Origin of the sequence: Arthrobacter sp. NPDC056493, assembly GCF_042795115.1 — a bacterium.
Classification (GTDB): Bacteria; Actinomycetota; Actinomycetes; order Actinomycetales; family Micrococcaceae; genus Arthrobacter.
Map to the genome: position 1 here is coordinate 1 of NZ_JBHTSL010000020.1, position 22,766 is coordinate 22,766.

Genomic DNA, 22,766 nt, shown 5'->3' on the forward strand with positions numbered 1-22,766 from the left:
CGGAACTCCGCCCCATACGGCGTGGGCATGGTCAACATCCTTCCACGAGCACAAGCTCGCTAGATCAAGGAGTCAACAAAACCGGGGGCAGTCCCCTGTGTTGGAACTGCAAACAGGATTGGTACGACCAAAACGAACCACTGGTCCTAGCCACGCGAGACAGCCTCCTTCCAGACGCGCGGGTGCTGGCAGAAAGACTGATGGAAACAGAGCAGGTTCCCGAGCTGTACAAGAGTCTGATTCAAGGAAAGCTCGCCCATATCGTTGCCTACCGAACAGCCCTTGCAGCGATCGAAGGGAAAGAACCGCCGGCAGTGGGCGACATTCCAGACGCTGTGCGTCTGCTCCGCCGGCCGTCTGCCGCTGACGTCGGTCGTAGTGTCGCTCACGCAGAACCAGTCGAGATGTTTGGTGTGCAGTTCTGGGCGGAGGGCTTCGGTCTCCCTACCGGCGTTACGGAAAACTATGGGCTAGGTTTGCCCCTTGCTCGAACAATCGCCCTTGAAATCCATGCGTTGCTGCCCGTTCCGCAGGGAATCGAAACTGCTGCCGCAACACGTGCTCTCACAGAGAAGATCAAGACGATCCTTTACACCCACCGGTTCATGGAGAACCTGCGCGTCACAGTGGCCAAGGAACTCCGGCTACCAGTCCCCGCCAGCGTCGGCGACGTCAGACCCGGAAGAATCGACATCACTGCCATGTACGGCCTGATCCCGAGCATCGTTATCGAATTGGATTCCACAAACAAAACCTCAAGCCTGGACAAACTCGAATACGCGCGAGACCACGGCGCCTACCCGATATGGGTTCGATGGAACGCATCGGCCGCAAGCCCAGCAGGCAGAGCTGGGATCGTCACGGTCAGCCCATCAGGAATCCACGGCTTATTCCTAGGAGAGGACACCTGTACGTAAGCCACGGACAACGGCTGAAGTTCTGGTTACTGGCCGGACTGGGTGAGCCCCGTTGCATGGGTAGGCTGGGCATCTACCTCCTGCCCTTGCTTGCCGCCATCTTCCTTTCTATGGCGTACCGCTTCTGTTCGGGAAGAAGTTCGTAAACCGACTGAATGCGGGCAGGGCGTGTGATCAATTCGTCCACAAGCTCGTTGATGGTCACAAAGAAAAGGTCTATGAGGTCCGACTCGCTGCCATCCATGTAGATGACAACCGACGCATCGTCGTCCCTTGCTCCATGGAGCGCTGTGTTTCCGGCATGTCGGATGATCTGAACGCCTTTAGCGAGAGCAGCCGTGGTTTTTTCAGACAATACAATCAGGCGCTCATCCAAGGAAGCCGTGGGATTCATTTCCGGGGTAAGCGTCTTGGATAGACGCTCCAAGGAAGCACGGCAGAGTGCAGCCGCTGCTCGGCTCGAATGCGGTAGCACGGCAGAGGCCTCCAGGTAGAGCTTTTCTACGTCTTGGGGCATACCCTCTACCGGCTCAGGCACCTCCAGTCCCGGGCGATCGGCAGGGTATGTCAGTTCCCCGTCCAGCCACAGCGAGTGGTCGTCGCACCCTGCGCAAAGGCTGGCTTCCCAATCACCGCCTATGTTGTCTCGGACCGGCTCATAGTATTGATGCCCCATCTCGTCTTGGCCAGCTGGGTATGACAATCTCCGCCACTCCTGCGCGGCAAAAGCACCACACTTGGGGCAGTTGAATCGCGGGACGTGGTGTTCTGGAAGAGCAAACCTTTTTGCCATGCGTTTAGCATTCCATACGCTCTTGGCACGCCGGTGCGTCTCAAAATCGATCCTTTACTGGTGCATCACTGGTCTCACGCACGCCGCTTGGTCGAGGCGTTCGGCCTCTCCGCATGTACCATGAGCAAACTTGTTCATTGCTTTGGGGAGTGCCATGAGTAGCGCAATACCGATCGGGTCGACGTTGTCCCCAAATGCTCGGAAGGGCCGATACGGAATCGCCTATTTCCAAAACGTTTGCGCGCAGTTCGGTGTCGGTTTTGATGAAACTTCCGCAGACGAAGATGTGCTTGCCATCGACGGCACAGTTCAGTTCCCCGCACTCCCCGTGCGCATCCAGATTAAGTGCACCAAAAAGGTCTTCGGACCAGCGGGCAAGCTCTCCTGGCCTGTAACGGAAGAATGGAAAACCAAGTGGGCAAGAAATTTTGGTCCTGCCTACTTCGTAGTGGTTCAAGTCCCAAATGACATACCTGGTGACTGGATAGAGTACGGCGGAGCCGACATCACAACGCATCGTTCAACAGCGTACTGGGCAAAGATCGATACGAGTTCAATGGGTGGTTCGATTTCAATCCACCGAACGAACCGTCTAACGCCCGATACTCTCGCGCAGTGGAACGCCGACCTCTGGTCATGCTTCTCGGAAGAAGCAGCATGATGGCCACGGAGGGCCTCGAGTGGTTCCTAACCAAACACGAATGGCGACCGACAGCCCAAGGTTCCGCAGGTAAGCTCTGGACGCATGAGAAGGGTGCCGTGGTTGCCATCCCCTGGCAGCTTTCCCCGTCTGATTTGCAGTGGGACGGCGTGATTTCCCGTATTGCCGCCCCACTGAACGAGCCCACGCCGACCGTGGCGACTGCCATCCGTAACGCTTACATTGATGTAACAGATTTTCGGGCGGCGGACGACATCCTCATTGAAGGAACGATCCCCGTTGAAGCCGGTTTTTCCCTAATTTCGACCGCTAGAACAATCCTGAGAGCCAGTGCTACGACGTCGCGCGGCGTTAGGTCGCAGATCGGCGGAAATTATTCCAAGCCGGCAGAGAGGATCGTGGAACAGGCGCGCTTTGGACACACCAAGAAGGGTTCGTACATACTCCCCATGCTTGTTCCTCTGGACGCCAACTCGATCAGGGGCAAGGACTCGGACGGACATCAGCTGTTTTCCTATGATCATGAACCCGAAGAACGACGGGCAACTAGGACGATGGCACAAGCTCTGACAGCTGTGCAGCAGCTGGTTGTTGACCCAGGGAAGGAGCCCTCCATAACTACCCTTGATGACTTGGTCACGGCTGGCGTCAGCCGCGAGATGGTTGCAGCATTGCATGACGTTGTTTCTACTGAAGCCGTCTCCACTTTCTCAGCCACCTTCCAATGGGCGGCCGCGCTGGAATCCAATTCGACACTGCCCAAATCTGTGTCCATCGCAGCGGGAGCCTCAGATCTACTCCAGCTGACTGCCAAAAAGATGCGCCCCTCTCCAAAAAAGCAGACGGAATCATTCACTGGGCCCATCGTGCAACTGCGCGACGAAGAATCCCTGACGTTTGGCGAGGTGAAGATACAAACCGTCCGGAAGGGGCGCAGCTGCGAAATAGCCGTTTTCTTGGCCGACGACAACCTTCGGAAGTCGCATGAATGGTTCAGCACTAAGGAAACGCTTGTCGTGGAAGGAGAAGTCACCTCGGTTCCGGGCAAAGGACTCCGTATCACGTCCCCCGCGAGGGTCCAACCACTACGCGAAACGATGCTGTTCGGCGCCACCTAACGGAGATTCTGACCGCGCTGTCCCAGGAAGGCAACAGACAAAGCTGCCGACAGGGCGTCGGTCCTCCGCCGGACACAGCTTGGCAGTTGCGCGCCGTTGCTCCGGACAGCCATCGGACAGTTCCGTAAGACCTGTCCGAAGATGCGGCCTGGTCGGACGAGAGGACCACTTACGGTGTTAGGGCTCGTGACCTTCTATAAAACGTTGCTCGGGACATTCCGAGATCGCGGGCAACCTGCGCAGCGGGATCGCCGCCTTCGACCAAGCGGAGAGCGCTTCGAATCTGACTGTCAGTGACCCGGCGGGGTCGGCCGCCGAGGTCCTTTCCAGCTTCTCGGCGTTTGTTGACGGAATCGATAACGCGTTCGCGTTTGATCTCGTGTTCCATTTGCGCGAGAGCCGCCATGATCGTGAACACCATCGAACCCATGGGCGTCGATGTGTCGACGTCGCCACCGCCGAGGTTCAAGACGCGCAAGCCGGCGCCTCGGCCGCGGAGCTCGTCGGCGAAGGCGAGCATATTTTGGATGGACCGCCCCAGACGGTCCAGCGTGGTGATAACGAGGGTGTCGCCATCGATTAGCGCGTTAAGCGCCCGATCGAACTGGGGGGGTACATCGGCCTTTGGCGATCCTCTGCCCAGAAACGCATTCAGCCCTGACCGGCGGTCACCATACGCGCATGGCACCCAGCTTGCACGTTCGCCCGCAGGCCAGGTGAGAACTGACCTTTCCGCCACCTGAGGTTTGAGTCCAAGCTCCACAGCTGCTGTGTGGTCATGGGGCAGGCTGCCCCTGTGGCTCACAGCAGCTGTCCAGCACACCACTCCGGGAGCAGCCTCGACACCTAACCAACACCTTGTGGCCGGCGGTCAGTCGATGCGTTTCTGGAACGAGACCATGACCAGGGCCGACGCGATGTACCGGGTGACCTGGACGTTCTCATGACCAATGAGTCCGGTGGGTCGGCGTTCAGTGAAAGGCACTGGCGTGACCGTGTGTGATGCAGGCTCCGCGGTCCATAACTGCTCCCCCGCCTCCTGGAATACGGTCACCAGGTCTTTGAGGTTCTTGTCCAGGCGTTGGGCGAGCTCCCGGACCGAATCCTCAACGGTGGGTTGCGGCTCGCTCACGACGTACACCGTTTCAATGCGGCTCATCTGTTCTTCTTTCTCAGCAGTCGTGGGCGCCGGATGCCGAACAGGCTTCCGGCATAAACCAGCACCGACCAGCTCACCAGGCCGGTAACAAAGGAAACCGCGGCGTCGCCCAGGAACGACACGTTCGTCCGCGCTATCGCATTCCCCAGAGCCTGACCGGTAAGGATCAGATAGATCCCGGCGCAGGCCCACCCTGACAGTGCCAGGATCAGGCCGATCATCGTTCGTCTCATTGCGTGCCTCTTGGTTCGCGCAGCGTGCCGCCGGCCATGGGGCAATCGCGGCGGGAAGTGCCGTCACCAACAAAGGCCGCCTGCACGGGAATCCAAATCCCCCGGTTACTGTTCCGGCGTCCCCTCCGGCTTCCCTGCCGCCCTGCTTCGGCGGGACCGGGATTCGGCCAGGGCCGCGCGGGCTTGGGCGGCTTCGGTTCGAAGCTGGTCCACCTGGCGCTCATAGGTGGCCCGGAGGTCATCCACCCGTTGGTTGCCGTGGTCGCGTTCGCGTTCGGTGTCGGCCCTGGCGGCATCACGCTCTGCCGTGAGCACGGCCACGGATGCCCGCAGCTCGGCGGTTGTTTCGCGGGCACGGTCCAGATCCGCTCGGACAGCCTCCAGCTGCGCGTGGGCTTCCCCCGCTTCGGCTTCGGCACGCTGTGCGCGTCCTGCCTCTGCGGCCGCGCGGCTCTCTGCATCTGCTTTCCCGCGTTCCGCGGTCCCGGCCCGGGCAGTGGCCGCATCCCTTTCCCGCTCGGCGCCGGAGAGCTCGGCGCGGGCGGCCTCGACGTCGGCGCGCAGCTCCGCCGCGGCGGCTTCCGCCTGTGCCCGGTCCTGCTCGGCGTCCGCGCGGGCCTGGGCAAGCTCTTCCCTCAGGTCCTCTCCCGCAGTTCGGGCAGCCAACAGCTCTTCCCGGGCGGCCGAAAGCTCTTCTTGCAGCCCGGCCAGATTCCCGGTCAGCTCCTCGACCTGCTGCGTGGCCTCCGCCGCGGCGGCGTCGGCCTCGTCTTTCTCGACCTCCGCGCGGCGCTGTGCCTGCTCGGCACGCGTTGCCCGGGCAGCCGCGGCGGCGATCTTCTCAGCAGCCTCGGTCGAGATCGACTCGATCTGAGCTTCTGCCGCGTCCGGATCCCCCACCGTGCGCAGTTCCTCGACCAGCGAAGCCAGCTGCTGTCCCAAGTGCTCGATCATCCCCGCAACCTGACCGCCGATCTCGCTCGCGCGCTGACGCGCCGCATCCACGGGCCGCGCCTCTTCGGCCCGCTCCTGGTTCTCGCCAAGCCGCTGCCGCGCCCGCCACGCGGCGGCACGGTTATGCCGCGGGTCATCGCAATACTCCGGAGGCCGCCCCGTGCCAGCCTCGCCAGCCATCGCAGGACGCCGGCAGCCAGGAAACCGGCAGATGCGCTCCTCGGTCTGTTGCTCAGTCATGACGTTACGGTAACACAATACGGAACATAACGAAAGACGAAATACGGAACGAAACAAAAGGGACGATACTTGTGTTGTTGATCGCGGCGTTATATGGCACGGATTTAGCGGCGCTTTTTGGCACTTCACGGCATATGCTCCGGATTATGGAGGCGATCGCCCGGACGCCGGATCGGCGCCCGCTGGCGGAGTTGAGCGAGGGCCAGCGGCGCAGGGCAATGACGCGCCTGGAAGTACTTGCCCCACATCTCCATGAGGGCGTGCCTGTCACCCGAGCGGCGGCCGCCGCCGGGGTGCCGTTGCGGACGGCGCGGAGATGGCTGTCGGCCTACCGGGCCCGGGGGCTTGCCGGGCTGGTACCAGCGCCGCGTTCGGATCGGGCTGCGGCGGTTTCCGGCCGATCTGATGACATGATCGAAGGGGCTGTACCTGCAGCGACCCGCGCCGTCGGTTGCGACGGTGCACCGCGCGCGGCCGCTGTCGCCGCCGTCCAGGGCTGGCCGCTTCCCAGCTACACACCGTGCGGGAGATCGTCAGCGGCATGGACGTATCGCTGGTGATGCTGGCGCAGCAGGCGCTACCTTGACGTGAACCTCGCCGCGTTCGTCGGCGAGCCGGTCACCATCCGCCACGACCCGCGCGATCTCGCCGAGATCCGCGTCTTCCACGCCGGAGCGTTCCTATGCACGGCCGTCTACCAGGAGCTGGCCAACTTCACGATCAGCCTCAAAGACCTTCAAGCAGCCCGCACCCGGCGCCGGCGCGAGCTGCGCGAAGAGATCAAGGATCGGAAATGCCTGGTCGACGAGCTCCTCGCCGTGCACCAGGCCGCCGCCCTACCCTCCCCCGAGGCACCGCGCACGAGGCTAAAGCGCCGGTTCACACTTTCCGAGAGCCGTGAAGATGAACGCTCAGCATCAAGGACCATTAATTCTGTCCAGATAGATTTATTAACGGCGAAGCCTGTCCCGTAACGCCTCGTCCAGCAACTGAGTAATGGTGATTCCGGTTTCTGCGGAGTAAGCATCCAGCTCATCACGAAGACCGATCTCGATCTTCGACGAGAAGGGCTCCATGCGGCGCTTTCCCCTCGGACGTCCTGGACCGGGCCGCTTCACTTCACGTCCGGCGGCAGGCAGTTGCTCCGTTGGAGCGTACGCCCGTTCGCCACTGCCATGAGTGGGCTCATTGGGTTGGGCTCGGTCGGCCCGGGCCTCAGGTGCGGTCAGCACTTCAACAACGTCGGCGGCGGGAGCTTTTCGTATTGACGACTTACGTTCCAACGCCATGGCTAGTTAACTCCATCCAGGTAGCGCGCGTGGGCGACAAATTTTTCCGTCATGATGGCGGCTCCCCTCCCTGAGAGCTTTGTCAGCGGCGATCTCGTGCTGACGGAGTCTTGCATTGCTGTCCTGAGAGGGAGGTGGGGCTCTCGAATGTCCTCGCCGTAAGTGTTCTCCAGCTCGCCAATCTGAAAGGAATGCTCGGAGGTCAGGGGTGAACTGGTTTTGTTGATGATGATGCCCAGGAAGTCCAGCTCGGGGTTCAAGTGCGGCAGTGACTTGACCTTCTTTACGGTTTCAAGAAACTCCGTCACGCCCTTAACCGAGAACGCCGCCGGTTCAGTGACTGCCAGAACTCGATCCGCCCAAATCAGTCCGTTCAGCGTAAGCCGGCCTAGTGCCGGAGGGAGGTCGATGAGGACATGGTCATATTGTTCTAGCTCTTCGGCCCCCCAGGCTGCCGTCTTAAGGCGCATTTCGGGCGTTAGCAAAGCCTCTGACTCGAGTCGCGCAAGCGATTCGGAGCTTGGGACGAGGTCAATACCTGCCCACGTGGTGGTAGTGATTGCCTGGCCCAGAGTGCCGGCCTCTCCCCCGTAGAGCACGTCGAAGACGTCGAACTCCCCTGATCCTTCAAGCGCCTCTGTAACGTTTGCTTGTGGATCAAGGTCGATAACGAGGACACGCCGTCCTATCAAACGCAACCCCGTTGCCAGTCCCAGCGTTACTGAAGTCTTGCCGACACCGCCCTTACGGTTACCGATCGCCGTGATCTTCATGCCCTAATCCTCCTCAAGCTTTTGAGACGAAAGGATGGGGGCTACGCTCGCCATCCTTATTTTCGTCAATCAATCTGTCCTTATACCAATCTATCAGCCCATCCGTCAGAACATCAATCTATATGTATGTCTATCTATCCTTACATCAATCCATCAATCTTTCATTATTTCTGTCATGACAGAAATAATGAAGAGTAGACGATCTCGCATTGGACGTTGACCTGAGGCAATGCTTGAACCCTCCCTCCGAATCACCCCCCGGGGGGGCTCGGGGCACAGTGCGGTCGATCATGCGTGGCGCTCCAAGGGATTTTGTGATCCACTGAGCCTATCCATCAATCTTTCAATCTTTCTGTCATGACAGAAATATTGAGCAGCTGATCATCGCGCACTCAATGGTTCACCTGGCAGTTACCCTAGAAAACCGGGGGACCTCCGTGGATCCTTGGAAGACCCCACCGGCCGTTCGCAGCAGAGTGCAAACAGGGGAGTGCTTCGGGGGAGGCCCGTTACAATCTTTCAATATTTCTGTCATGACAGAAATATTTAATCCATTTCTTGGCGGGATAACCTACGGAGCTCGAGAACATTCGGCGGGTCAGCGAGCATCTCGAGGGCGGCCGGCTCGCTGAGTTGAGTGAGGCCATAGCCAAGGCAGGAAACGTCCTCATCGTTGGGTTCCGAACGGGCTATCCGGTTGCCATGCGGCTACGTGAGTCCCTCGCCCAAGTGCGTCCCCGGGTACTCCTCGCGCCCCAGCCGGGTCAGTCTCTGGGTGAAGAGCTCGTCCATGCCGGCGCCGGCGATGTCGTTATCGTTATCGGGTTTCGCCGTCGCGTCTCGGGCTTCGGGGACATCATGCGATTCCTGCCCCGCACCGGCGCCAAGACGGTGCTGATCGCCGACTCAACCGCGCGCAGGTATGCTCGGTCGACGGCCGGAACCCGCGCACAAGTCACCAGCATCCCGCCAACAAAGGTCGCAGAGTCAAAGTTGACAAGGAATCCTGACAGTCAAGACAACCGATGGAATGGGATTTTAGAGACGGCTTGCAGGTTGGGAAGGTTGGAAACCTCGCCTCCGACGGACGTCTGGGATGGGACCGTGTAAACGCATTACAACCCATCAAGTTCACGCAAGTCATGCTGCGTGCCATAAGTGCATTTGCTCATCTGGTCGTATCCAGTGTTCCTCGACCTCAGGATCAAAGAAACTTGTCTCATCGATCCGATCCTTCAGGAAACGATCCAAAAACGCATGCCAGACTGCACGTTCGTGGCGGTTACGGCTGATGTGTTCAAGGTAGTCGTCGAGAACACCGAGGCGATCAGCCAAGGTACGGAGGTTGACCGTCGTGGTCTTCCACGTTCGTCCGTCACGAGCGATCATGCCCAAATCTTCCATCGCTGCCAGGGCAGCTGAGGATGCGTTGCGGCTGATCCCAGCAGTCCTGGCAATCGCGGCCGTAGTGAGGCAATGCCGGCCGCGTTCGATGGCCTCATAGACGAGGGCAGCTGGGTCTCCCAGAGCCCGAAAAACGGGACGAACAGCGTGGATCTTTCCTTTGCGCCAGCTCAGCTCTTTGGCCAGTTGCTGGTAGTGCTCGGGGAGCTGGATGAGGTACACGTCCGCTGCTTTGTGGCGTGCGTCAGCTATCTTGGTGAGAATGCCATCGGACGCTTGAACCAGAACGGGCAATAACCTGGCAATGGTGACATGGTGTTTTCCCATCGAAGCGGCCAAGGTACGGCAACCGACATCGAGAATGTCTGTTTCCTTAGCCCTCATGTAACCCAGCAATCCCCGCATAAGCAGTCGGAGACTAAGTCCCTCCCTACCCCGTGTTTGCAGTCTGTGATCCAGTACCGCGTAGAGGATATTTTCAAGATCATTCACAAGCTGGTGCACACCAGCGCTGGTCCGGTTTCCTGCCCCCCCTGTGGGTAAGGGCGGGCTTGTGTTGTTAATAAGGGCACTCTTTTCCCGGTCTCTACGAGGGAGTGGTTTTTGGGGTGCCTTGCTTCCGGTGAATACCTGGGCTTTGGCCCATTCATAAGGAAGGAGCCGGCCCTGACGCTCCGGGTCACCATAGAGAGCGGCAAGGCCGGGGAACTGGCCGGCGAGTTCGTTTTGGATGTCCTGGATGGACCAGCCGCAAGCGCTGAAGTGGTTCAGGACAGCCATGCGCGCTTCGGAGGGGCTCTTGTACCTGGCAGTGTCGTATAGCCCGGTTCGGGCGGCCCTGCGGAGTGGCGCCTCGCTGCCTATCCTCAGTGATAGTGCCTGCAAGCCGCCGGTCCTCTGAGTGGCCACGGCTTTGGCTTCCCGGGCTTTCAGCGCGCGCTTGCGCGCCAGCTCTGGCGCCAAGGCAGTACGCAGCTCTATCACGGCGTGTCGTGGGTTGCGGCGGCGCAGGATGCCATACGCCTGGGACAGGGGAGTGATGAGCGTTTGGTGGCCACCGGACTTATGGACCGAACCAGGGACACGAATACACCCATCTGTAATGTTCTGGTGCGGGCTCGGGTCCAAGCTGGTAGCCATCAGGGCCAGCGCTTCGACCAACTCCCGGGCCTCGGCCGCGTCCATGCGATCCTGAAGCGGAACGTACAGGTGTCGTCCACCGTTGGGGGAGAAGTCCTCCACAAAAGACATGCCGGACGCCGACAACAGTCGGCCTACCCGGGCTGCGTCAGAGTCCACGACGCCCTTAAGGGCCTTCGAGGTATCGAAGTCCAGGCAGAGGGTGGCAACACTGCCATCCGTTCCGTGCACCATCACCGCTGCAGGGCGCTCCGGCAGCGAACGAGTGATCCTCGGTGCATTCTTCGGCCGTGGATACTGAAACCTTTGGCCAAACCAACGCCCCAGACGGTACGAAGGCGCCCCGGCGATCAGCGGAGCAAGGCTCCATTGGTCCGATGGGGACGCTTCTGCCGCGACACTCGGATTTGGATGTGTTGACGCCAAAACGGCATCCGGTACCATAGACAGCAACAGCCTCTCTTTGAGGGGTACGGAAAATCCACCCACCAGGGTGGGTGTTCTACAAGTTCAGATCTGATCCCGCCAAGAACTGGATCTGAACAGATACTTTGATGAAGGCCCGCATAATGCGGGCCTTCAGTTTTTAACTAGCCTGTGCGATAGGCAAGATCTCCTGTGTGTGCTCGGCCCGAAACTTCTCCAGATCGATGGAGTCGATGTGGGCAGCAACTAGGGGGGTTAGGTAGTCCACCGCGTTGCAGTCAAGAATGTCTAGGATGTCGCGCAGTTTTTCAGCGCGAGTGATGTCCGGTTTGACGTTGAATGTATGCCGTGGGCCCTTTGACGGGCGTCCACCCTGTGCGAGCTTTCGGAGTGCCATAGTGCTATCTAATCGGTTTTTGTTATCGAAACCTCTGATAGCGTCGGGCGTGTCGCGTCCTTTGTTCGACGGAGTGTTCCACAGCTCACATCCCCATGGCGTGGTAATCGCCATCGAAGTGAGCGGTCTCTCCAGTTGTAACTTGAACCAGTCGGAGAGTGGGGCGTCGATTGCTTCGGCTGTTGGCCGAAGGTTGGTTCTGTCACAGCCCAGGGTTGCGCGGATTTCCCCCACGCCATCTTCGCCATCGATGTTTACTAGGGCCTGGGCTGGCAACACAAGGCAGTTCAGTGGTGCCTTCGCCCCAATAAGTTTGGGGGCACAGTATTCCTGCATGTGTGAATCACCCGAATCCGGCTTGAGAGAACCTGTGGTTACACAGGGACTTGTTGCGGCGGCATTGACTTGAGTCCCCCAAGAACCCAAGTAAGCGACAGACTATATACATGCTCCGCACATGTACAACTCACGGCCTGTACCCCTCGGGGGATCCGGTAATATTTTGAGTCAGCTGTCCGCCTTCTCTTTGTGGCGGTCTACACAAGTGGCCGAGCTTGGCTAAAGGAGCTGTAACGATGGCAAATGGGGGCCGCAGCGTGTTTCTTACGCAGCAACAGAAGAAGGAGCGGCTTGCGGATCGCATGGGCATCCTGGTGGATATCTGGGAGTCAGATAACAACACTGCCCTCACGTACCCTCACGTCGAAAGCGCTCTTTCCTCACACGGGATCCACCTGTCACGGACACGCTGGTCCTACTTGGTCAATGGCACTGGCAGCCTGGTGACGGATCAAGAACTCCTGACGGGCATCGCAGAGTTCGTTTTTAACGTGTCGGCTACTTATCTCTGCGATCTCAACAGTGAGACCCCGCCTGAGGTAGAGGCCCGGATGGACTTCCTTGTTCAGTTGCGAAAGCTCAAGGTGAAGAACTTCGCCGCCAGAAACCTGGGAGCCATGTCGCCTGAAACGCTGAGGACAATCACTGAAATCATCGATGCGTCGATGAATGAGGAAAAGTAAATGACTCTCCCACCGGTTCAGGACAAGGTTCGGGAATTATGCGGGGACGGTACGACGTCAATGACGGAAGTCCTCGAGCGTCTAGCCGTAATCTGCGAGAAACCGATCAAGCTGATCGAGCAGGAGGGGTCGTGGGGAACTCTGACTGCCTTCAAATTGGACTTTGAAGATCACTTCAAGATCTTTGTCCCGCCGCAAGACTCGACGCAGTACAAGCTTCACTGCATCTATCACGAGCTCGGACACATATATCTGGAGAGCTTCCAAGGTCCCTTGGTTCTGCCGGATTTCTCTGAAGAGATGCTGAAGGCGGCTGCCGGCGCGAAAAGCATGAGCTGTTGTTCTGTTCCGAATCATCCCGTAGAGCGCTGGGTGGAGGATTTCGCATTCGAGATGTCAAAGAAGACCCGCACACGCAGCTCGTCCGATCCTGATCCGTTCCTCTGATAGACCATGAAACAGTTGCTCTTTGCGCTGCTGAGTGCCCTGTGCCTCCTTCGGATCCCTTCGGTAGTCAAGGTGGCGGAAGCCCGGGCATCGTGGGTGGCATCGATGTTCGGCCTGACGGCGCTTTATGTCCTGGGAACGGTTACGCCGCTGGCGTCCATCGACAGCTACCTCGGTGGCGTCAACGTGACGAACCTGCTTCAAGCCATCTTCGCGCTGCTCGCGATCTTCTTCTTCAACGACAGCGTGCGGCGGTTAGCGCACGTACCAGTCAGGTGGACTTACTACGCTCCGTTGCTGAGCATTCCCATCATGATTGTCAGCTTCGCCCTCATTGAGGACAAAGCTCCAACCTCTGCGGACTTCATTGATTACCGAATGGACCAGCTCGCAACTACCGTGTACAGCGGCACGTACATGTTCGCTTTGCTATTCACCGTGCTTAGGATCATCTACATGCTTCGGCACAAGGCGAGGGGTCTGTACGCAACATTCTCAGCGGGCCTGCTCGTGGTTGCGGCGGCCGTCTCGTGCCACATTGCATATGTGCTGCTGTTCCACTTCACGCCCTGGCATTCCTTCGCAGAGGCGATCGGAGCCTGGTTTGACCGTCTTTTCTATGCCGGCCTCTCGGTGACGGCTGCGGGGTGGCTGATTCTTTTCCTGTCCAAGCAGCTGCCGAAGTTACGGCTCTGGATGATCGATGCGCTTTGGCTTACTGCGTTGAGGATCCGGGTAAATGCAGATCAGACTCGGGTTAGTCCGGCCTGGGACCTGTTCAATGAAACGCTCGAAAACGGGGTCTACAAAAGCCTCATTGTTCTTCACAACTACCAGCGGGGGAACAAGTGCCCGTTCCCGGAGTCTGTTCAGGGCAGGATCAGCCAGATCGAGGCCAAGCTGGACGCGCGGGTCTAGCCTTCGGTCAGGATCGTTTGGTTGATCCAACTCGTGAGTTCGTTGGTGAAGGTGTGAGGTGACACATTCCACTCCTGGGTGTGGTGCGCTTCAGGTAAAGGAACCAAGGTGACGGTGTCGGGGTTCGCGCGTTGGAACGCCGCCGAGATTTCCCAGGGAACCTCCTGATCCGCGCTCGAGTGCAGGACCAAGGTCGGGATTGACACCCGGTTAGGTATGTCGACCCATTCAAGGGCATCGAAGTTAATCGGTTCGTCCAGCCCGAGCATCTTCGCGAACGGGGGAGCCTGCAGCAGGGACATGACAAGGCCGGCACCTACCGCAGGCACGCCGGCGGCCTGCGCTCCTGCCGTGATGGTCTTACGCCAGCTCGTGACCGGTCCTACCAGAACGATCCCGGCGATCCGGCCACGGTAGGCGCTGTGCTCCGCTGTGAGCAGGGCGATCGTCCCACCCATTGACCAGCCCGAGAGGATGATTCGCTGCGCGCCGTGAGCCACGGCGTAGGCCACAGCGCTTTCCACGTCTCGCCATTCCGTCTGCCCAAGGTGGCTCGATTCGGCCTGTGGTGTGCTGACCTCCACGTCGCTGCGGAATGAGGGCACCAAGGAGGTGAATCCCAAGGGGCTGAAGGCGTGGACGTCACGGAACATGATCGAGCGGTCGGTCCAGCTGCCATGGATGTGGATCACCCATGTGTCCGCGTTCTTACCCTCGAATAGCCATGCCGGCGCCGCACCGTACGCGGTGGGGATGTGTACCTCTTCATAGCGTGGGCCGACCGCAGACGGTTCGAAGAACACGTCGGGGGTCCAATCCACGATTGGCCCAAGGGATCCGGGCACGGAACCAGGCGGATAAATCCGCCGCTCTACGTACTTTTGATCCTCATTGATCAGCGTGATCTCGCCGACTCGGGTGTATTGCTCTGTCGCGGGGTCGAAGACCGCAAAGTCGCCCGGGGCTTTGGTGTAGTCATCCAAATCGATGCGGACTCTACGGCCGTCATCTGTCACTTGGGCGCGACGGTAGTCCTTTGGGCCCCGCTTGACGATCTTGCGGGCCATGACGACGGCGAACCCGAATAGTCCGGCAGCGGGCAGGAGGAAACCGACGCAGATCAGCATGCGCCGTGTCGTCAGCATTACTTCTTCATCCTCCAGCGCGGGTCAAGGCTGAGCAATGGAACCCACACATCGTAGCGTCCCTGCAGATTCTAAGTATGCATAATCCATGACCACTACAAGCGTTGCACATGTTCATTGCATGCGTGTAACGTGCTTTATTGGATCAAGAGGTATTGCTCTTTGACAGGCTTGTTATGAGGTGCGGGTGGTCATCTATCCCGGAGGTAGTCGATGTAGGCAGGGAGCAACTCAAACTCCACAGCATCAATATTGGCCTCATACTTTACTCGTTTGCCGCGCCGTTCACCCGCGGGCGAGTCGGCTTTAACAGCGCCGGCAGCTTCAAGCGCTTCCAGGTGATGTTGGAGGCTGGGCCGAGTCAGCTTCTTGTTGCCGTCCAGGATGATTCCCTTCAGGATCTCGCCGGTGGTGCACGGGCCCTTCTGATGCAGATAACGCAGGATGGCCGCGTGGGCTCGGTTCCCGAGAACTTCGATGGCTGCCTCAACCTCCTGCGGGTGATTGGGCTGTATGAGGCGCGGCATGCGTCTATCTTGCCCGATTATTTGGATTGCCTGAGTTCCGGTAGCGAGTGTATCGCTAAATGATCATCTTTGGTCTACAGTCGGATTGTAGGCGCTATGGGGGAGGGGGCGCATAACGAAGAAACCGTTGGCAGCGCACATAAAACGCAGCGGTATGCGAATGCAATGACAAAGCAAAGCGGGCTTTCTCAAAATGTCCAGCGGTGGAGTTTGTAAGGTGCCGGACCCCAAAAGGGTTCGATTTGGGGAACTAGGAAGGTGGGACCTTTCCATGACAGAGTTGAATTTTCCGGGCGCTCGACGCTCGGATATGTATGTAGAAACGGACGAACGGCCTGAGCCGGCAGGCGTGGCCACGAAAGCTTTCGAGGAGCCTGCGGATCCGTTTGTAGAGCGGGAAGAAGTTCGGGCCGCAGCTCCCGTCCAGGCTCCCAAAAAGAATGCGGATGATGAGGACACAGAGCCGATTGAGCCTGCCAAGAGCGGTTTGAACGGGTTCCTGAATCGGCTCTTCAGGGGTCTATTCAGGTTTGCTCCGTCGGCAAAAGAACTGGATGCGCGTGAACTTAAAGCATCGCAGGGCCGCTTTGAGGATCTGATCCGCCAGTCCACCTGGACTCGCGCCGTCGGGGTCGCCGTGGCCAACAAGAAGGGCACGGCCGGGAAGACACCCCTTTCCATTCTCCTGGGCGGCGTCCTGGCCGCCATCCGTGGCGGGTCCGTGGCAATCCTTGAAACCTCGGACGACAAGGGCCAGCTCGCCTACCGTGCTGAAGGTGATCCCCAACTGGGTATGGGAGAACTGGTCGCGAACGTTTCCAACGTCCGCACCCAGTCCCAATTACGGGGCTACACAGTGACGCAGACAAGCTTCGCCTCAGTGATCGGTTCCACGCCCCAGTGGCGGCCACCGCTGACCCGCGAGAACGTGCTCGATGTGGCCTCAATCGTGGACGAGCACTTCACGATCCGCGTCATGGATACGGGTAACCAATACAGCTCAGGGCCATTCGGCGCTGTCGTTGAAGTGTCCGACGTCCTTGTGATCCCCACGATGCTCGCTCAGGACGCCGTGTCTGAGGCGCTGGAGCTGCTGGAGTTTCTGGAACACCAGGGCCGGGACGCGGCGCGGCTAGCCCGGACGGCCATTGTGGTGATGATGTCCGACGGCCGCCCGGAGTTCAAACCCTCCCGCCTGAAGAAGCAATTCATGGACAAGGGCATCGCCGAAGATCACATCTACGCCGTCCCCTACGACACCCACGTGGCCGAGCGCGGTGCGCTCACGCTCAGCAAGCTGGCTCCGGCCACCCGTCAGGCATTGACGGCCATCGCCGCCGGCGTCGTCGCCCAAACCAACCAGAACGCCTTCGCAAAGGATCGGAACCGATGAGCGTCATTCTTTCCACACTCGTAGAACTCTCAGCGCACGTTGACCCTTCCACCGTCGTGCAGGCCGGCCCGGTGCCAATGATCGCGAACCCCTTCCCAGGCATCCCCGATTTCACCTCCTTGGGTGGGAAGTTCACCGAATGGTGGCAGAGGCTTTTTGCTGCCGCGTGGGGTATCGCCATCATCGTGGCGGGCGTCTACCTGATCATCGGTTTGACCGCGATGGCGAAGGCCGACTCGAACAACCCACATGCTCACGCAGAGGGCAAGAAGAAGGCCGTGGGAGCGGGTATCGGTCTGGGCTGCCTCGCCGGGTTTGGAGTCATCGCCGGGGCGATCCTCGCGGTGGCGGGCTGATGGTGCGCCGGAGCCCCGCGGCCGGCGGCCGCCGCGGGCTCCCGCTTTGGGCATGGATCGTGACCGGCCTCGTCGTCGTGCTCGCCCTAGTCGGCGGCGTGAGCGCCTGGTACCAGGGGAGTCCGCGAACAGGCGAGCCTGCTGCTGACACTCCTGCTCCAACTGCTGACGCGGCAGCGATACCCAACGGCTGCTTGGCAGGTGCACTGAACGATGCCGACGGCCTGCTGCAGGCACAGAAGGATGCCCCGCACAGTCAGACTGGGGCGGTGGGATTCGGCGCCGCCGTTCTGCGCTGGACCGCACAGTATCCTCGGGCCAGTGCTAACGACGCGGCCACCGTCGCACAATCCATTCTGGCGAGAGGTGCATCCGGAACGATCGCTGATTTGGCCGCGAACGGCGCAGCTCCAAAGAGCTACCCTGGCGTGACGTCTGCATCGTTGAATCTGGCTGACGGCCGATACGTGGTCGAGGAGGCCACCCCCGACATGGTTCGGGTCACGGTTGGGGGCGCCGAGATTGTCAACGGAAAGTCGACTGACCGTAAGTTCGGCTCCACGCTGACGATGGTGTGGGAATCCGGAGTGTGGAAAGTTCGCAGCGATGGATCTGAGCGGAGCCTTGATGAGCTCTTCGCCGAAGGTTCCGCGTTCTCAGGGGGGTGCTGATTCATGCTGACGCTGGTTCCTTCGGAAGACAGCCCGGATCCCGGCGTTCTCGGAGGACTGGTCAAGGGGGTCACCGAAGTCATAGGGGCTACTAAACCCGTGGCGGATGCCGTAGGCGGGGCAGTGAATTTCGCTGCTGATCCTCTGGGGGCAATCTTTACTGCCACCCGAGCTGGCGCTCAGGGCTTGGCGAAGGATCTGCTGCCGGCGTTGTCCAAGGCCACAGAGCCGGATCTGTCGGTGGATTGGTTCATCAAGGCCTATGCGATCAGTTTCGCCCTGTCCATTGTGGTGTGGGGTTTCCTGCTGGTGTTCCAGTTCGTTGCAGTCGCACGGGGCGCTTTGGCCGGCCAGGAGTTCGCAGAGGTCCTGACGACGAAAACGGCGCTGTTCTTCGGCGGTGCGCTGTTCGGTCCGTTGATCGGTGTGATGGCGGTCAAGACCTTGGGTTCATTGTCGGACAGCCTGATTTCGTGGGGCATCGTTTCATCGTCTGAGCGGATGCTGGCAACGATGGACTCGATGCTAAAGACCGACGCGGCCGCTTTCCCTGGCGGCGTGGTCGTGGGGATCGCGCTGATGGTCTGCATGATCATCGGCCTGTTCGTCGTCGTGATCATGCTGGCGGTGATGCTGGTGACGCTGTATTTCTCCGGGGTTATGGCGCCGCTGGGCATGGTCTGGTTCACGTCGGCCAAGCACGGCTCGTTCGGCCGGAAGATCCCTCTGTTGTGGTTTGGCATTCTCGCTTGCCATCCGCTGCTGTTTTTCATGCTGGGTGTTGCGTACAACATGATTGCCGCGTCCGCGTCCTGGATGAAGTGGAGCGATGGGCTCGGAACGCTGATGAACATCATCGCGTCGTTTATCGCGTTGATGATCGCAGGCTTGGCCCCGATGATGCTCATGAAGTTCGCCCCGGTCATTCCCTCGGGGGCTGGCGGACAGAACGGCCCCTCACTGACTCCTCCTCAAAAGGACTACGGGCCGCAGAACATGCGGGACGTGAAGGACATGAACCGCGGCGACTCTTCTGCCGGTGGTGATTCCGGTTCCGTGGGCTCCGACTCGGCTTCACAGGATCGGGCTGCGTCTGCGGAAGATGGGTCGCTGGTCCGAAAACTCCGCGAGCTGAACGGCGATTCGCAAGCTGACGCGGCTGCAAGCCCGGATGGCGTCCCGGTGGCACCCAAGGCGCCCATGGGAGGCGGCCCCAAGGCCAGTGTCGGCGCTGGTGCCGAAGCTGGCGCCGGTAGTTCGGTTGCCGGTGCCGGTGGTGCGGCAACGGGCGCTGGCGGTGCGGCGGCCGGCGGTGCGGAGGCGATGGCGGCCGCGGGTGCCGCCGAATCCTCGACCGGTGTTGGTGCAGCGATCGGTATTCCTACCCTCTTGGCTGCGGGCACGATGGCGGCCGCGGAGAAGGCCAAGGATATGGGCGAGGCAGCGGCACGGCTGGGCGCGGCAGGTGGAGAGTACGCGGCCGGCGGTATGGACGACGAAGCGGAACGGTACGGGGGATAAGACGATGGCGACACGGTTCATTGGCGGGGAATCGGGGCACCGGAGTTTCTTTGGCGGTATCAAGTCTAAGTCGCAGCTGATCGGCTTGGGCGGGTGCCTGGCTGTCGGCTTCTTCGGGATGATGTTCACCGGCTGGCCCGGGCTGCTGGCCGGCGTGCTCTCGGGCGTGGTCGTTTACCTGCTCACGGCATCGACGCACCGGGGCTCGTACTGGGAGCGGCGGACGCGGCGGGTCCGTTGGAAGGCGCGCCAGAAGGCCGGCACTGACCGGTTCGTCCCGTACACCGCAGCCGCGTGGGACGAGGCCAGCGCGTTGGCCGACATGGCCACCGGCAGTGCCGAGAAGGCGCGGATCATGACAGCGGTCCGCTCGCGTCCGGACGGGGCCGACGGGATGGGCTGGCTTGACGCCCGCACCGGCAAACCCGGGATTGCCTGGCACGCCCCGGTCGGGGAGCAGCCGTATCTGTCGGTGGCGTTCGAGGTGTCCGGGCAGCTGCGCGGCGCAGAATCGCAGCGTAAGCAGGAGCAGGCGCAGGCCGGTTTCGGGGCCTTGCTGGCAGGCTTCGCGCCGGCTTCCAAACTGGTCAGCGGTATCCAGTCCATCACGCGTGTGCTGCCGCCGGACCTGGCGCTGAACGAGGCCTGGGTCCAGGACCACCTGGCGGCCGACGCTAATCCTGCGGCTGTGCGGTCGTATCAGGAGGTTCTGGAAAGGACCGGACGCGACACGTTCGTGCAGCGGCACCTGATTGTGGGCCGCTGGCCCCTGACACCGGATTTCTATGCCACCGCCGCCCGTTACGGTGCGGGGCGGGATGGTTGGCGACTGTTGATGGCCGCGGAGATCTCGTCCCTGGCCCGGTCCCTGCGGGCCGGCAAGCTCGGTGAAGTGCGGCCGCTGACCGCACGGGCGGTCGTGGCGATGATGCTGCACCAGCAGAATCCGTCCCGTCCGCCCTTGATGGTGGCCGGGGTCCGGGCCGACCGGATGGGTCTGCCGTCCCGGGATGAGTGGAACTCCACCTGGGTCACCGGCACGAACCCGATCACCGGCACTGAGGTGGTGTGGGGTCACCGGACGGCGATGATCAGCGCCGAGAACATGGAAACGGGGGAGCGGACCCCGTACTGGCTGCTGGCCCTGCTGCACAACGCCGGGTCCGGGGCGAGGACGCTCAGCTTCCAGCTGGAAACCGTCCCGGCCGATCAGGCCCGGCTCCTGGCGTCAAAGGACGTCGTCCGTGACATGGCCGCCGTGATCGCCAAGCAGAAGAAGGGCCAACTGGTCGATCCGGCCACGGATGTGAACCTGAAGTCGGCCCGAGCCCGGGGTGCTGACCTGATGCCCGGCACCGGCCAGCATGGCGTGAACTGGGTTGGCTTCATCACCATTTCCGCCCGCACCCAGGCCGGCCTGACCGACGCCGCCCGGCGGCTGGAGGAATCGGCCGGAACCGCCGCCGGCATCGGCAAGCTCGAATGGCTGGACACCTACCAGTCCGCCGCCTCCGGGACCACGTGGCCGATCTACCGGGGCACGAAACCGGCCACACCAACCCTCGGCGCCAAGATGATGGACCAGCTGGCAGGACGCGGCGAGAAGGAAGAGAAGGTCGCCTGATGGGCACGATCGAAAAAGCCGGCGTCGCCGAACACAGCAAAGACGCCATCACCGAACCCGACACCACAGCATCCGAAACCACAGCACCGGCCCAGGCTGATTTTCCTTTGATCCCGGAAGCGGGTCAGGCAGCCGTGACGGATCCGGCTGGGACGGGATCCCTTACAAAGGATTCCTGGATCCGCCGGATCCCGCTGCTGCGGGTGTTCGCTGCCCCGCACATCGCACCGGCCCAAACCCTGGAATCGGGGGAGTGGCCCCCGTACGCGGAGCAGGGAACCAGGCTGCGGGTCCGGGAACGGGCGGCCCGGAACGGGTTCTACGCCCCCTTGTTCCAGGGCGCTCCGACCACCACCCGTCAGGCCGAGGTCCTCAACACAGCCCTGATCGCCGCCCCTACCGGCGTTGAAGGTGTCGCGGCCGGCCGGGACGTTCTGTCCCAGACCGCGATCAGCAAAGACCCGATCACGGATTACAACTCCACGCCCCGGCGGATCACCTCGACCAACGTCCTGGTCGTCGGAGACGTCGGGGCGGGGAAGTCCGCCTACACGAAAACGGTGTACGTGATGCGGCCACTGATCCTGCGGCATCGCCGCGCTGTCGTCTTTGACAAGAAGAACGAAAAGGGCGAGGGCGAGTACTCACACATTGTCCGGGAGTTCAACGGCGACCACATCAAATTCGCCATGGACGGGTCCGGGGTTATTTTCAACATCCTGGACCCCGCCATTTCCGGGGTGAACGATGACGGGCTGAATAACCAGCTCGTGTACCTGAACACCATCCCGGCGCTCATGCGTGAAGGCCAAGGCCCCAATGAGTGGGAGCGGAAGGCGCTGCGCCTGGCGTACCGGGCGATGATGAAGAAATTCGAGGGGACCCGCACCCCGACGACGGCGGACCTGCACGACCTGCTGGGCCTCATCGACCCCATGGATCCCAGCCTTCACGGCATGAGCGGGGCCACGCTTGAACAACTGCACCAGTCCGGGATCTCCATGAGGTTCTGCTTCAACGAGCTGCTGGAGACCTATGGGGCGATCTTCGACGGCGAAACCTCGGCCGACGTCCGGCTGAACCGGAAGCTGACCTCGTTCGATATTTCCCAGCTGCCCGACACCGGGCCAGCCATTCCCATGGTGATGGGGCTGGCGAACCTGTGGCTGCTGGGCACGGTCCGCCGTCCCGAAAACCGGGGCATCCGCACCAACGTGATCAACGAAGAGGCCGGGCACATCCTCGCAGGTCCCTTGGCCGTCCAGCAGCGGTCGAACATCAAGCTCTCCCGCGGCCTGGGCCTGTCCAACATCTACAACATCCACAAGGGCGCCACCGACGTGCCGGCCGGGTCCCCGGGCATGGCGGTCATCGAAGAGGCACAGACGGTGCACATCTTCCGGCAGGACAAACCCGAGGCGGCGCAGTGGTGCGTCAAGACGTTCGGCCTCAACCCGGACTCCGCCGCGGACATCATGGTCCTGCGCAACGGCCATCACCTCCTCAAATCCGGTGCCGATGTGCCAGAGGTGGAGATCGAGCATGTCCGCTCCGCCTGGGAAGTGAAAATGACCGACACCGATTCGGCACTGCGCGAAACCGACTCCGCCTACGCGGACGTGGCCTGAGGGGAAGACC

Annotated in this window: 25 protein-coding genes and 1 pseudogene; 15 read left to right on the forward strand and 11 right to left on the reverse strand. The window is 60.9% G+C overall.

Going from position 1 to position 22,766, the window contains the following annotated elements; translation table 11 throughout:
• Positions 1 to 200 precede the first annotated feature (200 nt).
• On the forward strand, positions 201 to 917 hold the full coding sequence (locus tag ACFQ50_RS10465) for a hypothetical protein (RefSeq protein ID WP_377995464.1): 717 nt from the start codon (positions 201 to 203) through the stop codon (positions 915 to 917).
• Between the two features lie 73 nt (positions 918 to 990).
• Here ACFQ50_RS10465 and ACFQ50_RS10470 read toward each other — a convergent pair whose 3' ends face one another.
• Positions 991 to 1,710, reverse strand: coding sequence for a DUF4145 domain-containing protein (locus ACFQ50_RS10470; protein ID WP_377995465.1), 720 nt, complete (start codon positions 1,708 to 1,710; stop codon positions 991 to 993).
• Positions 1,711 to 1,864: 154 nt separating this feature from the next.
• On the opposite strand from ACFQ50_RS10470, the gene ACFQ50_RS10475 reads away from it, so the two are divergent.
• Both ACFQ50_RS10475 and ACFQ50_RS10480 read left to right on the forward strand, forming a co-directional pair.
• Positions 1,865 to 2,371 (forward strand): DUF4365 domain-containing protein, encoded by a 507-nt coding sequence (locus ACFQ50_RS10475; protein ID WP_377995466.1) that lies wholly within the window; start codon positions 1,865 to 1,867, stop codon positions 2,369 to 2,371.
• Between the two features lie 98 nt (positions 2,372 to 2,469).
• On the forward strand, positions 2,470 to 3,489 hold the full coding sequence (locus ACFQ50_RS10480; protein WP_377995467.1) for a hypothetical protein: 1,020 nt from the start codon (positions 2,470 to 2,472) through the stop codon (positions 3,487 to 3,489).
• Between the two features lie 169 nt (positions 3,490 to 3,658).
• Here ACFQ50_RS10480 and ACFQ50_RS10485 read toward each other — a convergent pair whose 3' ends face one another.
• From ACFQ50_RS10485 to ACFQ50_RS10500, 4 genes are all read right to left on the reverse strand, one after another.
• Positions 3,659 to 4,228: a recombinase family protein gene (locus ACFQ50_RS10485; RefSeq protein ID WP_377995521.1), complete on the reverse strand. Its 570-nt coding sequence runs from the start codon at positions 4,226 to 4,228 to the stop codon at positions 3,659 to 3,661.
• A 132-nt stretch (positions 4,229 to 4,360) separates the two neighbouring features.
• Positions 4,361 to 4,648: a hypothetical protein gene (locus ACFQ50_RS10490; RefSeq protein WP_377995468.1), complete on the reverse strand. Its 288-nt coding sequence runs from the start codon at positions 4,646 to 4,648 to the stop codon at positions 4,361 to 4,363.
• Positions 4,645 to 4,869 (reverse strand): hypothetical protein, encoded by a 225-nt coding sequence (locus ACFQ50_RS10495; RefSeq protein WP_377995469.1) that lies wholly within the window; start codon positions 4,867 to 4,869, stop codon positions 4,645 to 4,647. Before ACFQ50_RS10495 ends, ACFQ50_RS10490 begins: the two co-directional genes overlap by 4 nt.
• Before the next feature lie 117 nt (positions 4,870 to 4,986).
• Positions 4,987 to 6,075 carry a hypothetical protein gene (locus tag ACFQ50_RS10500; RefSeq protein WP_377995470.1) on the reverse strand — a complete coding sequence of 363 codons (1,089 nt, stop codon included), beginning with the start codon at positions 6,073 to 6,075 and terminating at the stop codon, positions 4,987 to 4,989.
• A gap of 218 nt (positions 6,076 to 6,293) precedes the next feature.
• Between ACFQ50_RS10500 and ACFQ50_RS10505 the strand changes: the two genes are divergently transcribed.
• Positions 6,294 to 6,635 carry a helix-turn-helix domain-containing protein gene (locus tag ACFQ50_RS10505; protein ID WP_377995471.1) on the forward strand — a complete coding sequence of 114 codons (342 nt, stop codon included), beginning with the start codon at positions 6,294 to 6,296 and terminating at the stop codon, positions 6,633 to 6,635.
• A 15-nt stretch (positions 6,636 to 6,650) separates the two neighbouring features.
• Positions 6,651 to 7,049: pseudogene (locus ACFQ50_RS10510) on the forward strand (Mu transposase C-terminal domain-containing protein); the annotation flags it as partial.
• Here ACFQ50_RS10510 and ACFQ50_RS10515 read toward each other — a convergent pair.
• Together ACFQ50_RS10515 and ACFQ50_RS10520 are read right to left on the reverse strand one after the other, a co-directional pair.
• Complete coding sequence (locus tag ACFQ50_RS10515; protein WP_377995472.1) at positions 7,026 to 7,364, reverse strand: ribbon-helix-helix domain-containing protein; 339 nt, start codon at positions 7,362 to 7,364, stop codon at positions 7,026 to 7,028. The pseudogene ACFQ50_RS10510 and the gene ACFQ50_RS10515 overlap by 24 nt on opposite strands.
• 2 nt (positions 7,365 to 7,366) lie before the next feature.
• Entirely contained in the window at positions 7,367 to 8,137 is a 771-nt protein-coding gene (locus ACFQ50_RS10520) for a ParA family protein (RefSeq protein WP_377995473.1), read from the reverse strand.
• 633 nt (positions 8,138 to 8,770) lie between these two features.
• Here ACFQ50_RS10520 and ACFQ50_RS10525 point away from each other — a divergent pair.
• Complete coding sequence (locus ACFQ50_RS10525; protein ID WP_377995474.1) at positions 8,771 to 9,247, forward strand: MurR/RpiR family transcriptional regulator; 477 nt, start codon at positions 8,771 to 8,773, stop codon at positions 9,245 to 9,247.
• A gap of 30 nt (positions 9,248 to 9,277) precedes the next feature.
• Here the strand turns inward: ACFQ50_RS10525 and ACFQ50_RS10530 are convergent, their stop codons facing one another.
• Both ACFQ50_RS10530 and ACFQ50_RS10535 read right to left on the reverse strand, forming a co-directional pair.
• Complete coding sequence (locus tag ACFQ50_RS10530) at positions 9,278 to 10,792, reverse strand: hypothetical protein (RefSeq protein ID WP_377995475.1); 1,515 nt, start codon at positions 10,790 to 10,792, stop codon at positions 9,278 to 9,280.
• Between the two features lie 475 nt (positions 10,793 to 11,267).
• Complete coding sequence (locus ACFQ50_RS10535) at positions 11,268 to 11,840, reverse strand: hypothetical protein (RefSeq protein ID WP_377995476.1); 573 nt, start codon at positions 11,838 to 11,840, stop codon at positions 11,268 to 11,270.
• Positions 11,841 to 12,079: 239 nt separating this feature from the next.
• Between ACFQ50_RS10535 and ACFQ50_RS10540 the strand changes: the two genes are divergently transcribed.
• Genes ACFQ50_RS10540 through ACFQ50_RS10550 form a run of 3 tightly spaced genes read left to right on the forward strand, consistent with a single transcriptional unit; the run spans position 12,080 to position 13,891 of the window.
• Positions 12,080 to 12,526: a hypothetical protein gene (locus tag ACFQ50_RS10540; protein WP_377995477.1), complete on the forward strand. Its 447-nt coding sequence runs from the start codon at positions 12,080 to 12,082 to the stop codon at positions 12,524 to 12,526.
• Positions 12,527 to 12,973 carry a hypothetical protein gene (locus tag ACFQ50_RS10545; RefSeq protein WP_377995478.1) on the forward strand — a complete coding sequence of 149 codons (447 nt, stop codon included), beginning with the start codon at positions 12,527 to 12,529 and terminating at the stop codon, positions 12,971 to 12,973.
• 6 nt (positions 12,974 to 12,979) lie between these two features.
• Positions 12,980 to 13,891, forward strand: coding sequence for a hypothetical protein (locus ACFQ50_RS10550; RefSeq protein WP_377995479.1), 912 nt, complete (start codon positions 12,980 to 12,982; stop codon positions 13,889 to 13,891).
• Here the strand turns inward: ACFQ50_RS10550 and ACFQ50_RS10555 are convergent.
• Positions 13,888 to 15,036, reverse strand: coding sequence for an alpha/beta hydrolase family protein (locus ACFQ50_RS10555; protein WP_377995480.1), 1,149 nt, complete (start codon positions 15,034 to 15,036; stop codon positions 13,888 to 13,890). The genes ACFQ50_RS10550 and ACFQ50_RS10555 overlap by 4 nt on opposite strands.
• A gap of 191 nt (positions 15,037 to 15,227) precedes the next feature.
• Complete coding sequence (locus ACFQ50_RS10560; protein WP_377995481.1) at positions 15,228 to 15,563, reverse strand: ArsR/SmtB family transcription factor; 336 nt, start codon at positions 15,561 to 15,563, stop codon at positions 15,228 to 15,230.
• A gap of 217 nt (positions 15,564 to 15,780) precedes the next feature.
• Here ACFQ50_RS10560 and ACFQ50_RS10565 point away from each other — a divergent pair, with 217 nt between their 5' ends.
• From ACFQ50_RS10565 to ACFQ50_RS10590, 6 genes are read left to right on the forward strand one after another with little or no spacing between them, the layout of a single operon-like run.
• Positions 15,781 to 16,956: a MinD/ParA family protein gene (locus tag ACFQ50_RS10565; RefSeq protein WP_377995482.1), complete on the forward strand. Its 1,176-nt coding sequence runs from the start codon at positions 15,781 to 15,783 to the stop codon at positions 16,954 to 16,956.
• On the forward strand, positions 16,953 to 17,312 hold the full coding sequence (locus ACFQ50_RS10570) for a hypothetical protein (RefSeq protein WP_377995483.1): 360 nt from the start codon (positions 16,953 to 16,955) through the stop codon (positions 17,310 to 17,312). Before ACFQ50_RS10565 ends, ACFQ50_RS10570 begins: the two co-directional genes overlap by 4 nt.
• Before the next feature lie 59 nt (positions 17,313 to 17,371).
• A complete protein-coding gene (locus ACFQ50_RS10575; protein WP_377995484.1) occupies positions 17,372 to 17,983 on the forward strand; it encodes a hypothetical protein in 612 nt (203 codons plus the stop codon).
• Positions 17,984 to 17,986: 3 nt separating this feature from the next.
• Positions 17,987 to 19,504 (forward strand): hypothetical protein, encoded by a 1,518-nt coding sequence (locus ACFQ50_RS10580; RefSeq protein WP_377995485.1) that lies wholly within the window; start codon positions 17,987 to 17,989, stop codon positions 19,502 to 19,504.
• Between the two features lie 4 nt (positions 19,505 to 19,508).
• The gene (locus ACFQ50_RS10585) at positions 19,509 to 21,128 is read left to right on the forward strand and encodes an SCO6880 family protein (RefSeq protein ID WP_377995486.1); all 1,620 of its coding nucleotides are present in this window, start codon (positions 19,509 to 19,511) and stop codon (positions 21,126 to 21,128) included.
• Positions 21,128 to 22,756 (forward strand): ATP/GTP-binding protein, encoded by a 1,629-nt coding sequence (locus ACFQ50_RS10590; protein WP_377995487.1) that lies wholly within the window; start codon positions 21,128 to 21,130, stop codon positions 22,754 to 22,756. Before ACFQ50_RS10585 ends, ACFQ50_RS10590 begins: the two co-directional genes overlap by 1 nt.
• The last annotated feature ends 10 nt before the right edge of the window (positions 22,757 to 22,766 follow it).

What these genes read in the sequence shown, in the direction of transcription:
- ACFQ50_RS10465 (WP_377995464.1), top strand. Translation starts at nt 201, where the DNA reads ATGGAAACAGAGCAGGTTCCCGAGCTGTACAAGAGTCTGATTCAAGGA.
- ACFQ50_RS10470 (WP_377995465.1), bottom strand. Translation starts at nt 1,710, where the DNA reads ATGGCAAAAAGGTTTGCTCTTCCAGAACACCACGTCCCGCGATTCAAC.
- ACFQ50_RS10475 (WP_377995466.1), top strand. Translation starts at nt 1,865, where the DNA reads ATGAGTAGCGCAATACCGATCGGGTCGACGTTGTCCCCAAATGCTCGG.
- ACFQ50_RS10490 (WP_377995468.1), bottom strand. Translation starts at nt 4,648, where the DNA reads ATGAGCCGCATTGAAACGGTGTACGTCGTGAGCGAGCCGCAACCCACC.
- ACFQ50_RS10495 (WP_377995469.1), bottom strand. Translation starts at nt 4,869, where the DNA reads ATGATCGGCCTGATCCTGGCACTGTCAGGGTGGGCCTGCGCCGGGATC.
- ACFQ50_RS10500 (WP_377995470.1), bottom strand. Translation starts at nt 6,075, where the DNA reads ATGACTGAGCAACAGACCGAGGAGCGCATCTGCCGGTTTCCTGGCTGC.
- ACFQ50_RS10505 (WP_377995471.1), top strand. Translation starts at nt 6,294, where the DNA reads ATGACGCGCCTGGAAGTACTTGCCCCACATCTCCATGAGGGCGTGCCT.
- ACFQ50_RS10515 (WP_377995472.1), bottom strand. Translation starts at nt 7,364, where the DNA reads ATGGCGTTGGAACGTAAGTCGTCAATACGAAAAGCTCCCGCCGCCGAC.
- ACFQ50_RS10520 (WP_377995473.1), bottom strand. Translation starts at nt 8,137, where the DNA reads ATGAAGATCACGGCGATCGGTAACCGTAAGGGCGGTGTCGGCAAGACT.
- ACFQ50_RS10530 (WP_377995475.1), bottom strand. Translation starts at nt 10,792, where the DNA reads ATGTCTTTTGTGGAGGACTTCTCCCCCAACGGTGGACGACACCTGTAC.
- ACFQ50_RS10535 (WP_377995476.1), bottom strand. Translation starts at nt 11,840, where the DNA reads ATGCAGGAATACTGTGCCCCCAAACTTATTGGGGCGAAGGCACCACTG.
- ACFQ50_RS10540 (WP_377995477.1), top strand. Translation starts at nt 12,080, where the DNA reads ATGGCAAATGGGGGCCGCAGCGTGTTTCTTACGCAGCAACAGAAGAAG.
- ACFQ50_RS10545 (WP_377995478.1), top strand. Translation starts at nt 12,527, where the DNA reads ATGACTCTCCCACCGGTTCAGGACAAGGTTCGGGAATTATGCGGGGAC.
- ACFQ50_RS10550 (WP_377995479.1), top strand. Translation starts at nt 12,980, where the DNA reads ATGAAACAGTTGCTCTTTGCGCTGCTGAGTGCCCTGTGCCTCCTTCGG.
- ACFQ50_RS10555 (WP_377995480.1), bottom strand. Translation starts at nt 15,036, where the DNA reads ATGCTGACGACACGGCGCATGCTGATCTGCGTCGGTTTCCTCCTGCCC.
- ACFQ50_RS10560 (WP_377995481.1), bottom strand. Translation starts at nt 15,563, where the DNA reads ATGCCGCGCCTCATACAGCCCAATCACCCGCAGGAGGTTGAGGCAGCC.
- ACFQ50_RS10570 (WP_377995483.1), top strand. Translation starts at nt 16,953, where the DNA reads ATGAGCGTCATTCTTTCCACACTCGTAGAACTCTCAGCGCACGTTGAC.
- ACFQ50_RS10580 (WP_377995485.1), top strand. Translation starts at nt 17,987, where the DNA reads ATGCTGACGCTGGTTCCTTCGGAAGACAGCCCGGATCCCGGCGTTCTC.
- ACFQ50_RS10585 (WP_377995486.1), top strand. Translation starts at nt 19,509, where the DNA reads ATGGCGACACGGTTCATTGGCGGGGAATCGGGGCACCGGAGTTTCTTT.
- ACFQ50_RS10590 (WP_377995487.1), top strand. Translation starts at nt 21,128, where the DNA reads ATGGGCACGATCGAAAAAGCCGGCGTCGCCGAACACAGCAAAGACGCC.